The following is a 14,544-nucleotide window of genomic DNA, read 5'->3' on the forward strand; positions in this document are numbered from 1 at the left end:
GTCAGGGGCGTGGCGATCAGTTCTTGCTGCCGCCGAAGGCGGTGTCGTACTGGCTGTTGCCGGCGAACGTGGCGATACCGGCCAGGGTGGCGGCGTTGGCGCCGAAGAACTGGCCCTGGGTGGCACCGGCAACGGTGCCGTTGGCGGTGGCGGTACCCGCGAACGAGGCGTTGGCGGCGTTGATGTTGGCGTTGACGTTGATCGCCAGGCCGCCACCGGTCAGGCCGCCGAGCAGCTTGCCGCTGCCGAAGTCCGCACGGAAGGTGCCGGACAGCAGGTTGCTGCCGTTGAACTTGTTCAGGCCCGCGACGCTGTAGGTGGCTACGCCGGCCGGCAGCGTGGTGCCGGCGCGGTCACCGACGAAGTACACCTGGCGGTTGTTGAAGCCACCGGCGGCGCCATCCTTGGACCATTCGCCGAACCACACATCGCCGCTGCCGACCTTGACGAAGTTGAAGTGGCCCATGCCGGCATGGCTGCCTGGTGCGCCGGTGATCGGCATGGCCAGGGTGCGCACGGCGGTGCCATTGACGGTGGTGGTGCCCGAGTACAGGCTCAGGCCCTGGAAATCGACAGGCTTTGCGTTGGACACGGTGCCGACGCCGATACCGGCCTTGCCTGCCTGGTGCGGGCCACCGTTGACCTGCGATTCGCCGACGGCGACGTACAGCTCGGCGTCGGTCACCGGGCTGGCCGCACCGACGATGTCAGCGGCATGCGCGGCGCCGGCCAGGGCAAAGGTGGCAGCAACGGCGAGCACCGAGCGGGAGATCATCTTCATGGTATTGCTCCTTGGGTTGTGGGAACTACGGGTACAACGCTTGAAGGCGGGAGGTCAGAAGCGCGCGGTGATGCCGAGCTTGAGGGTGCGGCCCGGCGCCGGCAGCGTGGAGCGCGTGGCCGGGTCGACGTAGTAGCGGTTGCCGAGGTTGCTGCCCACCAGCTCGACGCTGGCGTGCTCGTTGAAGCGCCAGCGCGCGTATGCATCGACGGTGGTGATGTTGCCCCAGGTGAACGGCACGTTCTGCCACAGCAGGCTGCTGCCACCGGCCAGCAACCGGTCGCGGTAGGCCTGCAGGTCGGGGTTTTCGTGGCGCTGGTAGTGCACGATGCGGCTGCCCAGTTCCAACCGTTCATCGAACAGGCGCGTACCGAGCGACAGGTTCACCGACAACTTCGGAATCGCCTGGGTCAGCAGGTAGCCACTGACGAAGCCGTCCTGCACGCAGTTCGGCACCAGGCCACGGTTGGCGTCCAGCAGCACTGCCGTGCTTTCGTCGCACACCTCGTTTTCCAGCGTGCGCGAAATACCCAGGTCGGTGAAGAACCGCCGGTTGTCGAAGCGTGCCTGCAGCTCGATGCCGCGGATGGTCTGCTTGTCGATGTTGTCGAACAGGAAGTAGGCGTCGCGCTCGATCACGTTGCGGGTCTTGTGCACGTAATAGGCCAGTTTGACGTCGGCATCGGCGGTGTTGCCGAACAGGCCCGACAGGTTGTGCACGTAGCCCAGCTCGTAGTTGTAGGCATGCTCGGGCTTGAGCGTGTACAGCGGATTGAGGCTGCTGGAGAAAGCGATGGTGCTTTCGAACATGCTGGGGAAGCGCACTGCTTCGCTGTAGCGCAGGTAGACGCGCGCGGCGCTGGACAGGTTCACCGTGGCCGAGAAAGTGGGCAACCACGCGTGATCGCGGCGGCGGTCATTGCGCCCGTCCACCGGCCGCGACTGCATGGTGTTGCCGATATTGCAGACCAGGTCGCTGCCGGGGTAGATCGGCAGCACGCCGGGTATGGCCGCCACCTTGCCGTTGAGACAGGGGTTGGTCGCACGGGCATAGTTGCCGTTGGCATCGGGCAACCACGGAAGCCGATGTTCCACCGCCTGCGGCGTCTCATAGTACGCCAGCAGACCATGCAGTGCATCGTCAATCACCGAACCCATGCCGATGCTCTCCCAGAACTCGCGTTCGGCCTCCAGTGCATCGATCTCCGCTTGCAGGCTGGCCGGCCGCTCGGGCAACTCATTCGTCCGGTAGGTCGCCTCCTTGCTGCCCACGCCCTTCGTCAGCAGCTCCGGATGCGCCTGCAGGAAATCATCGAAGGCCCAGTAGCGGCTGTAGCGCACGCCGGCGTTGAGGGTCAGGAAGTCGACCGGACGCCATTCGAGGTTGAGATAGCCTTCGCCCTCCTGGCGCCGGCCAGCACGTGGAAACATGCGCCATCCATCGGTCGTGCCGAAGTACGGGTCGCGCGAACCCAGCTTCTCGTACTGCCAGTTGCCGCCCACGGTCAGGTCCAGGGTGGAATGCAGCGCAAAGCGGTTGCTCAGGGTCAGGCCGGTGCGGTCATTGCGCGCATTTGCCAGTGCGGTGTTGCGCAGGATCGGGCTGACCCCGGGATTCCACGCCGGATTGCCCGGTGCGAAATTGGGAAACCCACCGGCGGTGTAGGTATCGCTGTCTGTCTCGGTACGCCACAGGTTGGCGTACAGATCAAGCCAACGACTGTCGGCGGGCTGGAAACGGTACTCGAGGTTCCACGCATCGGAATCGACCCGGCTGAGCGGCCACTGGATGCGACCATAATCCGGCGCCGACAGGATACGCGACGGCATGATCTCGCCGTAGTGCGACAGCGTGCGCCGCCAGGTCGCCTTCAACTGCTGGTCATCGTTGATCTGCCAGCTGCCCTTGACCAGCCAGGACTCCTGTTCGCTGGAAGTATTGGGCACTTCATCGCCCGGCTTGAAGTAGCGCGCCAGCGTCGTGATGTAGTCGATGCCCTGGTACTCGTATTGCTCGCGCCGGTCCTGGTCGTAGTACGCGCTTCCCTTGCTGCCGGAGAAGTAGTTGCCGCGCTTGCGCCAGGCGTAGGCGGCCATCAGGTCGACGTTGTCGCCACGCACGCCCAGCGCCAGGCGCCAGGCCTGGTCCTCGCCATCGAAGGGGTTGTTGCCACTGCGCGACTTCACCGGCACCACCAGGGTGCGGTCGTCATAGGGCGAGTTCGGCGAGCCCTGCGGGAAGCCCGGTACGTTTCGGTAGTCCTCGCCGGTGTGCAGGCGAGGCAGGCGTGGGGCCACCGCATTGCTGCTGCCTTCGATCTTCAGCTCCCCGCCGAAGCGCTCGCCGGCAGCAACAATGTCGTCAACGTCGATGGTCTTGATCACCAGCGCACCACCGATCCCGCTGTGCACATCGCGCACCAGCCCTGGCCCCTTGATGACCTGGATGCCACCAATCAGGTTGGGATCGATGTAGTTGCGGTTGCTGACGCCGTTGTAGCCGCGCCAGACCGTGAGCGCCTGTTCGCCACCGTCGATGCTGACCGGCACCCGCCCCGGCCCCTGGATGCCGCGGATGTTGATGTCCAGCGCGCCGCTGTTGCGCGCATCGCCGCTGAACACGCCGACCAGATCCTTGACCACGTCGGCCGGGTTGGAGCCGCGGTAGCGCTCCACCCGGTCGCGCCCCGAATACGCCGTGGTCAGGTCCAGCGCGAACACATCATCGTAGCCGCGCCGATCGCGCGCCTCACCCCCTTCCGACTGAAGGCGACCGGCCACGTCCAGTGTCTCGGTCACCCGCACCCCTTCCCCCTCACCCGCCTCCACTGCGGCACGCAGGCTCCAGGTGCCGTCCATGCCGCGCTGCGCGCGCACGCCGCTGCCGCGCAACAGCTGCTGCAGGGCCTGCATCTGGCTGTACTCGCCACTCACCGCGCTGGAGCGACGGCCTTCCACCAGGTCGCTGCGGAACACCACCTGCACATCGGCTTGGCGGCCAAAGGCACGCACGGCATCAGCAAGGGGTTGTTCCGGAATGGTGTACTGGCGCAGCGGCGCGACGATCGCCGGTTGCGCCTGCACGGCCGGCACCCAGGCCAGCGGCAGCAATACGGTGGAGATGGCCAGGGCCAGGACAGTGGCGCGGCGATGACAGGCGGATGCCGTGGACGGCATGGACAGGAACTCCTCAAGCGGGGCGGGACCACCGGCACATCCGGTGCCGGTGGCGTGTCTGGCTTGAGGAAAAACGGTGTTTCGCTCTGGCTATACCTCTATAGACAGCGGGGCACAGCGAGTGCCCACGGTTTTTTCATGTTTTTTTTCATGCCGCGGTTTCCGCCAGGAAACGGCGGCACCTCACCACACCACCAGCGCGCCGCCGGGCAAGCGCTGTACGCGCAGTCCTGCCTGCGCGGCCACCGCGTCGATGGCGGTCTCCGGTTGCTGCAGGTGGAACAGGCCACTGACCCGTACGCGTGCGCCCTGCCCGCCCAGCACCCAGACCGGGGCACGACGGTAGCGTGCCAGATCGGCGATGGCCTGCGTGGCCGGCTGATCGTCGATCACGACCTCTCCCCGCCGCCACGGTGCCATGGACCCGGGATCTTCCCGCTGCACCGGCTGCAGCCAGCGCCCGTCACGGAACACACGTGCCTGCCCGGCGTGCAGGCGCTGCACGCTGCCATCGCCCGGGCGCACATCGACCACGCCCTCGCTGACTTCGGTGGTTATGGTGGCGTCCTGCATCGACACGCTGAACGCCGTGCCGATATCGCGGATCTGGCCACCGCCGGCCTCGACCTGGAACGGCCGCTGCTCATGCGCCACCTGGAACCAGGCCTTCCCGCGCAGCAGGCGCACGCGCCGCTGCTCGCCGTCGAACGCGAGTGCCAACGCGGTGCCGGCATCGAGTACCGCCGTACTGCCGTCCTCCAGCTGCACCACGCGCGGTGCATCGCTGCTGCGCAGGTCACTACGTGCCAGCAGCAGCGCGTGCGGCGCAGCGGCAACCATCAGCACCACCGCGGCAGCACTGGCCAGCAGCCACGGCAGGCGGCGGCGCGGCGCGATCGGACGCAGCCCTTGGCGATCAGCCGTCAACTCGGGCAGCGCGGCCAGCACGTCGGGCCCGGCAGCATCCAGCCCCTGCCAGAAGGCCTGCTGCCGACGCCAGGCCAGCGCGTGGCGGGGATCGGCCTGCAGCCAGCGCTGCAGGGTTCGTTGCTGGCGTTCCGGCAGCGGGCCTGCACTGCACCGGATCACCCAGCGCAACGCCTGCCTGGCCTGACGCGGCGAGGGTTCGGACGTGGTCATGGTTGTGGCCTGCCGCACCACGAACGGGTGCGCTTTCCTGTTGTGACAACGGCGGGCGCGATCTGCCCACGGCAATCGCCGCTCATCGATGCATTCCCTGCTGGTGCTGCTGGATCAGCAACGCAGCGCGTAGCACATGCTTGCCGACCAGGCTCTTGGAAATGCCGAGCCGGGCGGCGATCTCGCGCTCGCTCAGGCCTAGGTAGCGGTTGAGCACGAAGCATTCGCGTACCTGCGCTGGCAACGCGAGGATGGTCTGGGTGATCTCGCGCAGTTGTGCCTGGTCCAGCGCCTGGGCCTCGCCGTCGTGGCCCACCTCCGCCATGTCGGTGGCGTACTCGGCCATCGCACGCCGCTCGCGGGCGTCGGCCTGGCTGCGGTTGAGCGCGTGGTGGTAGGCCATCCGGTACAGATAGCCGCGCGGCTCCAGGATGGGCGGGTCGCCGGGCACGCTGCTGGCCTTCAGGTACAGGTTCTGCAGGGTGTCCTCGGTACTGGCCGGGTCGAGGTAGCGCGCGATGAAGCGAGACAACGCACGGCGCTCGCGGATCAGCAGCTCGACCAGCGCCAGGGCATTGGGAGACATAGGTGCCAAGGCCGGACCGGGGAATGATGGGCGTGATGGCGACGGTCCGAGCCGGGATTGTAGGCGTCCGGCCGCGATACCGCACCCCCGTTCAGCGACGTCGCCACAGGCAGGACCTTCGGCCTATGAAGATTTCGTGAAGATGATGCTATGTTATATCGTCACATTCGTAGCGACCCCTTCCCATGTCCCGTTCCGTCCCCGCCCGCCGACTGTCCGGCGCGATCCTCCTTGCCCTGGCCCCCGTACTGGCAGCGGCGGCAGAGGCACCTTCGCAGCTGGATCCGATCGTGGTGACCGCCACTGCCACCGATCGCCTGGCCAGCGACGCCCCCGCCTCCATCAGCGTGATCACCCGTGAGCAGATCCAGCTGCGGCCGGTGCTGGATCTGGCCGACGCACTGCGCGGCAGTCCGGGCGTCACCGTGGCCGGCGTCGGCTTCGGGCGTCGTGGCATCCGCATCCGCGGCATGGACCCTGGCTACACACTGGTGCTGCTGGACGGCCAGCGCGTAAGCGCGTCGGCCGATGCCATCGCCCACTCGGATTTCGACCTGGGCTGGCTGCCGGCTGCGGCGATTGAACGCATTGAGGTGGTACGCGGCCCGATGTCCTCGCTGTATGGCTCGGAGGCACTGGGCGGCGTGGTCAACGTGATCAGCCGCCGCGCCACCGACGACTGGCAGGGCAACCTGGTCTACAACGCTGGCGTGGTGGGCGGCGACCGCGGCGGCAACACCGCGCAGGCCGGCGTCTATGCGGGTGGCGCACTGCTGCCCGGCACGCTGGGCCTGAGCGTATTTGCCGAACACCGGCAGAAGGACGCCACCCGCGACCCAACCGACGACCGCCTGGACGAGCAGGAGGGACGCCGCGCCAACACCGGCCGCGCGGTACTGACCTGGACCCCGGACGCACACCAGCGCATCGACCTGTCGCACCTGCAGGGCCGCGAGGAACGCCGCCGCCATGCGCTGCAGGCCGGTGCCGCACCCTATGTGTACGAGACCATCGACGACATTCGTCGCCGCCAGACCACGCTGAGCCATCAGGGCGACTGGGACTGGGGCCAGACCCGGGTCAGTGCCTACCGAGCGACGCTGGACCGCGACAACCGTCGCGACCGCGGCGAGGCCTCGCGGCCGCAGCAGCTGACCGACCAGATCGTCGATGCGCGCGCCACCGTTGCGCTGGGTGCACGCCACCGCGTCAGCGTCGGCGGCGAATGGCGGCGGCAGGAACTGGACGATGCGGCGGGCGCACGCAGTGGTCACCTGCAGTCCAACCAGAGCGCGCTGTTCGTGCAGGACGAGATCCAGGTGAGCGACGCGCTCTCGCTGGTGTTCGGCAGCCGCGGTGATCGCCATCCCGAGTTCGGCTGGCACCACAGCCCCCGTGCGTATGCGGTGTGGCATGCCACCGACGCGCTGACAATCAAGGGCGGCATCGGCAGCGGCTTCAAGGCCCCGAGCCTGAAACAGCTTTCGCCGGAGTACTCCGCCGTGGGCGGCGGTGGGCGTTTCACCATTGTCGGCAACCCACAGTTGAAGCCGGAACAGAACACCAGCGCCGAGCTGTCAGTGGCCTGGCAGCAGCAGCGCTGGTCGTTGCAGGCCACTGCCTTCCAGAATGACCTGAAGGACCTGATCCAGACCACCTGCGTGCGTGCCTGCGGCGTGCGCGGCCGCGAACTGCGCAACTACACCAACGTGGCCCGTGCACGCATCCGTGGCCTCGAGCTGGCCGGTACCGCGCCGATCAGCGAGCATCTGTCCTTCGAGGCGAACTGGAGCTGGCTGGACCCACGCGACCGTCAGGCCGACCAATGGCTGCCGGAACGTCCGCGCCGTAGCGGTGCAACCGCGCTGAACTGGCAGCGCGGCCCCCTGCAGGCCGCCGTGCGCGGCGAGTACATCGGCCCACAGCAGCAGGTGGCCGGCAGCAGCCAGGTGACCCTGCCCGACTACTGGCTGTGGTCGCTGGACGCGCGCTGGCGCGTGAGCACGGCGGTGAGCGTGGTGGCCGGCATCGACAACCTGGCCGACACGCGGCTGGATGAAACCGGTGCGCTGTACCCGTACCCGGAAACCGGCCGCTACGTGCATGCCGGCATCGAACTGGCCTTCTGACCATGCGCGGCGGGTGGACATGGCTGCTGCTCGGGTGGCTGATGCTTGGCACCTCGGCCCGTGCCGAGCCCGCCCCCTTGCGGGTGGAGGTGGTCAGCAGCAGCTTCGTGCTGCCCGGCAGGATCGCCCGCCTGGACGCGCTGGGTGCGCCTGCAAGGGTGCGCTTCCAGCAGCGCGTGGTCGACCCGGCGGCGGCGCTGCCCGCTGGCTGGCCAGCGGGCGCCGACCTGGTGCTGCTGGACACGCCGCGACCGACGGATGTCGAAGAGGTCATGGCGGTGGTCGGTGGCCCCTTGCAGAACGGCAAGGTACCCTGGCTGCGCGTGGGTGGCGGCGCACCTGCCTCCGGGCAGCTTCCGGCCGAAGCCGCGCGCAGGATCGCCGGCTACTACGGCAACGGTGGCGAGGCCAACATCCGCACGCTGGCGGCATACCTGCAGGCCTGGCGCAGCGGTGCCGGGACCGACGGACTGCCGCTGCCGCAGGTGCTGCCGGCCACCGGCTACAGCACGGGCGGCAGCCACTGGCTGGACAGCCCACACGCATTGCAGGCGCAGTGGCAGCGCGACAATCAGGTGACATGGCCGAAGGTGGCGGTGCTGATTTCCGGCAGCATGCTCAGCGGCATGCAGACCCAGGTGCTGGACGCACTGATCGAGGCAGGACGCGTGCGCAAGGTTGCGCTGTTCGGCGTCTGGTTCGATGCCGCCGCCGAGGACGGCCTGCAGCAGGCGCTGCGCGGCATCGAGGTGGATGCGCTGGTCAACCTGACCCATCTGCAGAACGGCAGCGCGCGTGCCGCCGAATTTTCCGCACTGGACGTGCCGGTGCTGCAGGCACTGAACCACCGGCAAGGCGGCGCGGATGACTGGCGCGCGGCGACCACCGGCATCCCGATGGCGACCCTGGCAACCTTCGTCGCCGTGCCCGAAGCCTGGGGCGCCAGTGATCCGATCGTGGTCTCGGCCAATGCGCGCGGCGAACTGCAGCCGATTCCCGAACAGATCGATGCACTGGCCGCCAAGCTGCAGCGGCTGGCCGCGCTGCGCCACACCGCCGCGGCCGACAAACGCGTGGCGCTGCTGTTCTGGAATGCGCCGGACGGCGAACGCAACCTGTCCGCGTCGCATCTCAACGTGCCGCGCAGCATCGAGGCGCTGCTGCCACGCCTGGCACAGGCCGGGTATTCGACGCAGCCGGTGGATGAAAGGACCCTGATCGAGCAGCTGCAGGCGCTGCTGGGAGGCTACTACCATCCCGAGCGGTTGGACGCGCTGCTCGATGCCGGGCTGGCCGATACCCTGCCGGTGGCCGACTACCGCCGCTGGCTGGCCACCCTGCCCGCTTCGCGCCGCGATGAACTGCGCACACAGTGGGGCGATCCTGCACACCACCCCGCGGTACGCCAGCGGCACGGACAGGCCGTGTTCGTGCTGCCGCGCCTGCGCCTGGGCAACCTGCTGCTGATGCCGCAGCCCCCGCGCGCGGGCCGAGTCGGCGAGGCCACCCACGATATGGCATCGGTGCCGAGCCATTACTACCTGGCGGCGTACCTGTACCTGCGCCAGCAGTGGAGGGCCGATGCGCTGATCCACTTCGGCACCCACGGCACGCAGGAATGGACGCCGGGCAAGGACCGCGGCCTGTGGATTGCCGATTATCCGTGGCTGGCGGTGGGCGAGCTGCCGGTGTTCTACCCGTACATCCAGGACAACGTCGGCGAGGCGATCCAGGCCAAGCGCCGTGGCCGTGCGGTGGTGGTCAGCCACCAGACCCCGCCGTTCGCGCCGTCCGGCCTGTACGACGAGCTGCGCGACCTGCACGCGGTGGTGCACGAACTGCAGCAGCTGGACCAGGGGCCGGTGCGTGATGCCACCGCCGCACGCCTGCGCACCCTGGCCACCGACAGTGGCATCGCCGCCGACCTGGGCTGGAGCGCGGTGGACATGCAGGCCCGCTTCGAGAGCTTCCTGCCGGTGCTGCACGACCACCTGCACGAACTTGCCCGGCGCAACCTGCCACTGGGGCTGCATACCTTCGGCGAACCGGCTTCGCCCGAGCACCGCCTGCTGGTGGTGATGCAGCAGCTGGGGCCGGGCTATCTGAAAGCGCTGGGCGAGGATCCGATGGAGGCCACTGCGGTGGACTACCGGCAAATCCAGCAGGGCCTCGGCTATCGCACGCTGCTGCACCACCTGCGCGAAGGTGCGCCGATCGGCAGCGTCGCCACCCCTGACCTGCGCGCAGCGCTGCAGCATGCCGTGCAACTGGATGCAGCTCTGGCCGATACACAGGAGATCGAATCGCTGCTGCATGGCCTCGGGGGTGGCTTCGTACTGCCCGGCGCCGGTGGCGACCCGATACGCACGCCGGAACTGCGCAGTGGCCGCAACCTGTTCGCGTTCGAACCCGACCGCATTCCCACCCGCGCAGCGTTCGACACCGGCGAGCTCGCCCTGCAGCAGCTGCTGCAGGCCTATCGTGATGATCACGATGGGCAGCTGCCACGCAAACTCGCCATCAGCCTATGGTCGAGCGAGGCCATCCGCCACCTTGGCGTGCTGGAGGCGCAGGTACTGCACGCACTGGGCCTGCGCCCGCGCTGGGACAGTGGTGGCAAGGTGATCGCCCTGGACATCGTGCCCGATGCAGAACTGCAACGCCCACGCATCGACGTGGTGATCCAGGCCACCAGCGTCTACCGCGACCAGTTCGATCCGTTCCTGCGACTGCTGGCTGGCGCCATCGAGCAACTGGCGGCGATGCCGGCCTCGCCCGGCAACCCGATTGCCGCCAATGCACTGGCGTTGCGACAGCGCCTGCAGCGTGACGGCGTCCCTGCGGACCAGGCGCAGCGCTTGTCGCGCCTGCGCATCTTCAGCAATGCGCCCGGCGAGTATGGCAGCGGCCTGAACCATGCCGTGCTGGCGCGCGGCAGCGCGGCGGGCAAGGACGATGCGGCGCTGGCCCGCGGCTTCCTGGATCGCCTGCAGCACGGCTACGGCAGCGATGGCCAGGCGACCACCCTGCCCGGCGGCAACCTGTTCGCCGAACAGCTGCGCGGCGTGCAGGCGGCGGTGCTGTCGCGCTCCTCCAACACCCATGGGCTGCTCAGCACCGACCATCCTTTCGAGTACCTGGGCGGGCTGGCGCTGGCCGTGCGCCACCTCGATGGCACCAGCCCGGCACTGTACGTCTCCGACCTGCGCGAACCGGCACCGCGCACGCGCAGCACCGCACGCTTCCTCGCCGATGAGCTGCGCGCGCAGACACTGAACCCGCAGTGGATCGGTGCGATGCAGGCCGAGGGCTATGCCGGCACGCTGGAAGTACTGAAGAACGTCGACAACCTGTTCGGCTGGCAGGTGACCGCGCCAGCCACCGTCCGCGCCGACCAGTGGCAGGCGGTGCATGACACCTTCGTGCGCGACAGCCGGCAGCTGGGCCTGGCGCAGTGGTTCGAGCAGCACAACGCCAGCGCGCAGGTGCAGATGATCCAGCGCCTGCAGGAGGCGATCACGCGCGGCTACTGGCAACCCGATGACCACACCCGCGCGGAACTGCAGGCACGGCTGCAGCAGCTGCAGGCTTCGCCAGCGCCGGGGCCGGCACCAACGCAGGCACGCCCGGGCTATGGGCTCGGCCGCGCCGCCGCCACACCGGCAACCCGCGCTGCGGCCTCCGCGGCTCAACAACCCGCCACCGTCGAAGCGGCCGCCGCTCCTTCGCCGAAGGTGCGAGGCCAGGTGATGCGGCAGGTGCCGCCGCCGGCTGCGCACTCGCCTGCCACGCGCTGGGCGCCCGGTGTGCTGCTGGCCCTGCTCGGTGCAGGTGCCGCGCTGCAGTCACGGCGCAACGCACGGCGCGCCGGTCCTTCCCGTTCCCCTTCCAACACGGCTTCCGCATGAACGCGCTTGAATCCACGCTCTACGATCTCTCCCACCTGTTCCTCGTTCCGGTCCTGCTGCTGATCCTGCTGTCGCTGGCCTATGCCTTCCTCAGCTTCGGTGCCTTCCTGTGGGAAGGACTGCAGCGCCGCCGCGGCCGCCACCGGCCCGAGCTGCTGGCCTGGCAGGCCCGCCACGGCGGCTGCAGCGACGATCTGGAACTGCATATCCTCAAACGCCTGGAAGGCCTGCGCATCGTCTCGCGCACCGCACCGATGCTGGGCCTGGTCGCAACCATGATCCCGATGGGCCCGGCACTGCTGGCGCTGACCCGCAGCGACGCGCAAGGCGTGGGCGAGAACATGGTGGTGGCTTTCTCGTCGGTGATCCTGGCCCTGGTTGCCGCCAGCCTGACCTATCTGGTGCTGACCGTGCGCCGGCGCTGGCTGCTGCAGGAACTGCGCCTGTTCGAACGCCAGCAGGAGGCGCACTGATGCGCTTCCTGGATGACGACGAAGCCGACGACCCGATCCTGTCGGTGGTGAACCTGATCGACCTGTTCCTGGTGGTCACCGGCATCCTGATGATCGTGATCGTGCGCAATCCGCTCAATCCGTTCGCCAGCCAGGACGTCACCGTGATCGAGAACCCCGGCCAGGCCGACATGCGCATCACCGTGAAGCAGGGCGAGGAGCTGACCCGCTACGAGTCCACCGGCGAGATCGGCGAAGGCGGCGGGGTCAAGGCCGGCGTGACCTATCGGCTGCCGGACGGACGCATGGTGTATGTGCCGGAGGGGACCACCCCGGCCCGGTAGATCCAGGCCTTGCGGGGTGGGCCTGCGCGGGCCACCTCCACGCTCGCCGCAACCTAAGGTTCGTCCAACGCCCCGAAACGCTCGGCGAGGTAATCGATCAACGCACGCACCGCAGGCAACAGGCCGCGTCGCGACGGGAACACCGCGTGCACGATGCCGTGCCTGGGCACCCACTCCGGCAGCACCGGCACCAGCGCCCCGCTCTCCAGCTCATCGGTGATCATCATCCGCGGCAGCATCAACAACCCGACCCCGGCCACCGCGGCAGCGCGCAGCGCGATCATGTCGTCACTGACGAGGCGCGGGCGGTGATGCACGCCGGCCTGCACGTCGTCCGGCCCGGTGTATTCCCAGGCATGCTGCTGGCTGGGCGATGCCAGATCGACGGTCGGCATCATCGCCAGGTCGGCCGGCACCAGCGGCGTGCCGAACCGTTCCAGCAGGGCCGGGCTGGCACTGGTGCACCAGACCCGGCGCGCCAGCACGCGCACCACCAGGTCGCTGTCCTCCAGCGGCGGCGGCCGCACCCTTATCGCCACATCCACGCCCTCGCCCACCACGTCCACGCGGCGGTTGGTGGCATCCAGCTGCACCGTGACCTGCGGGTGCAGGGCCAGGAAGTCGGCCAGCATGGGCCCGATGCGCGCGTGCAGGATCGCGATCGGGCACGCCAGGCGGATCGTGCCGCGCGGCTCGGCGCGCGACATCGCGATGGCTTCTTCGGCTGCTTCGGCCTCGACCAGCATTGCCTTGCAGTGGCGGTAGTAGTCCTGGCCGACTTCGGTGACTGAAAAGCGCCGCGTCGAACGCTGGATCAGGCGCACGCCCAGGCGCTCCTCCAGCAGCGCGATGCGCCGGCTCAGCTTCGACTTGGGCATGGCCAGCGCCCGGCCAGCCTGCGAAAAGCCGCCGTGCTCGACCACCATGGCGAAGTAGAACAGGTCGTTGAGGTCACAACGGCGGATATCTGCGATGAACACGGGCGATCTCCTATGGCGGCGCAATGCCTGCACCATTGTTCACCTGATAGGACTATGACGGCAAATATTGGCGTCTACTGGCCCCATTGTCGCGGCGATACCTTCTTTGCAACGAAGAACAGCGGCCGGCAGCCCCGGCCAGGAGATCGCCATGAAGCGTGTCACCGGTACCTACAGCGCCCCTCGCCCGCATTGGGTTGGCGACGGATTCCCCGCCCGCTCGATGTTTTCCTACAACACCCATGGCCAGCACCTGAGCCCGTTCCTGCTGCTGGACTATGCCGGTCCGTACACCTTCGCCCCCAGCGATACCCCGCGTGGGGTCGGCCAGCATCCGCACCGCGGTTTCGAGACGGTCACCATCGTCTATGAGGGCGAGGTCGCCCACCGCGATTCGACCGGGGCCGGCGGCACCATCGGCCCGGGTGACGTGCAGTGGATGACGGCTGCCTCCGGCATCCTCCACGAGGAATTCCACACGCCGGCATTCAGCAAGCGCGGCGGCACGCTGGACATGGTCCAGCTGTGGGTCAACCTGCCGGCGCGGGACAAGATGGGCGCACCGGGCTACCAGACCCTGCTCGACGCAGAGATCCCCTCGGTGGATCTACCCGATGGCGCCGGCCGCGTGCGTGTCATCGCGGGCCGCTTCGACGGCCACGCCGGTCCGGCACGTACCCACACGCCGATGGATGTCTGGGACATCCGCCTGCGGCAGGGCCACCACGCCGAACTGCCGGTGGCCGATGGCCGCACGCTGGCGGTGGTGGTGCTGAAGGGCACGGTCCGGATCAACGGCGGCCAACCGGTCGGCGAAGCACAGCTGGTCACCTTCGACCGCAACGGCGAGGACGTGTTCGTCGACGCCGACAGCGACGCCACCCTGCTGCTGCTCAGCGGCGAGCCGATCGACGAGCCGGTGGTGGGCTACGGCCCGTTCGTGATGAACAGCCAGACCGAGATCGCACAGGCGGTCAACGACTTCAACAGCGGCCGTTTCGGCCAGATCGCGCACTGAGCGCTTCCGCGCGGCGGGCGATGACCCGC

General features: G+C 68.4%; 10 protein-coding genes. 5 read left to right on the top strand and 5 right to left on the bottom strand.

All coding sequences use genetic code 11. The features are described from left to right. Positions 1-16: 16 nt before the first annotated feature. From B9Y82_RS09425 to B9Y82_RS09440, 4 genes are all read right to left on the bottom strand, one after another. Positions 17-781 carry a Slam-dependent surface lipoprotein gene (locus tag B9Y82_RS09425; protein WP_049422975.1) on the bottom strand — a complete coding sequence of 255 codons (765 nt, stop codon included), beginning with the start codon at positions 779-781 and terminating at the stop codon, positions 17-19. Between the two features lie 54 nt (positions 782-835). Then, positions 836-3,958, bottom strand: coding sequence for a TonB-dependent receptor (locus B9Y82_RS09430; protein ID WP_100472723.1), 3,123 nt, complete (start codon positions 3,956-3,958; stop codon positions 836-838). Between the two features lie 183 nt (positions 3,959-4,141). Continuing rightward, positions 4,142-5,098, bottom strand: coding sequence for a FecR family protein (locus B9Y82_RS09435; RefSeq protein WP_100472725.1), 957 nt, complete (start codon positions 5,096-5,098; stop codon positions 4,142-4,144). Positions 5,099-5,180: 82 nt separating this feature from the next. Continuing rightward, the gene (locus tag B9Y82_RS09440) at positions 5,181-5,684 is read right to left on the bottom strand and encodes an RNA polymerase sigma factor (protein ID WP_100472727.1); all 504 of its coding nucleotides are present in this window, start codon (positions 5,682-5,684) and stop codon (positions 5,181-5,183) included. A 185-nt stretch (positions 5,685-5,869) separates the two neighbouring features. On the opposite strand from B9Y82_RS09440, the gene B9Y82_RS09445 reads away from it, so the two are divergent. The 4 genes from B9Y82_RS09445 to B9Y82_RS09460 are packed head-to-tail and all read left to right on the top strand — an operon-like array spanning position 5,870 to position 12,517. Further along, positions 5,870-7,813 (top strand): TonB-dependent receptor domain-containing protein, encoded by a 1,944-nt coding sequence (locus B9Y82_RS09445; protein WP_100472730.1) that lies wholly within the window; start codon positions 5,870-5,872, stop codon positions 7,811-7,813. A gap of 2 nt (positions 7,814-7,815) precedes the next feature. Then, positions 7,816-11,721, top strand: coding sequence for a cobaltochelatase subunit CobN (gene cobN, locus B9Y82_RS09450; RefSeq protein WP_100472733.1), 3,906 nt, complete (start codon positions 7,816-7,818; stop codon positions 11,719-11,721). Beyond that, positions 11,718-12,194 (top strand): MotA/TolQ/ExbB proton channel family protein, encoded by a 477-nt coding sequence (locus tag B9Y82_RS09455; RefSeq protein WP_100472736.1) that lies wholly within the window; start codon positions 11,718-11,720, stop codon positions 12,192-12,194. The genes cobN and B9Y82_RS09455 overlap by 4 nt, the downstream gene beginning before the upstream one ends. Further along, complete coding sequence (locus tag B9Y82_RS09460) at positions 12,194-12,517, top strand: DUF2149 domain-containing protein (protein ID WP_100472739.1); 324 nt, start codon at positions 12,194-12,196, stop codon at positions 12,515-12,517. The genes B9Y82_RS09455 and B9Y82_RS09460 overlap by 1 nt, the downstream gene beginning before the upstream one ends. Positions 12,518-12,570: 53 nt before the next feature. Here B9Y82_RS09460 and B9Y82_RS09465 read toward each other — a convergent pair whose 3' ends face one another. Then, a complete protein-coding gene (locus B9Y82_RS09465) occupies positions 12,571-13,497 on the bottom strand; it encodes a LysR family transcriptional regulator (protein WP_100472742.1) in 927 nt (308 codons plus the stop codon). A gap of 151 nt (positions 13,498-13,648) precedes the next feature. On the opposite strand from B9Y82_RS09465, the gene B9Y82_RS09470 reads away from it, so the two are divergent. Then, on the top strand, positions 13,649-14,515 hold the full coding sequence (locus B9Y82_RS09470) for a pirin family protein (RefSeq protein ID WP_100472745.1): 867 nt from the start codon (positions 13,649-13,651) through the stop codon (positions 14,513-14,515). Positions 14,516-14,544 lie beyond the last annotated feature (29 nt).

The sequence above is a fragment of the Stenotrophomonas maltophilia genome, assembly GCF_002799155.1.
Lineage (GTDB): Bacteria > Pseudomonadota > Gammaproteobacteria > Xanthomonadales > Xanthomonadaceae > Stenotrophomonas > Stenotrophomonas maltophilia_R.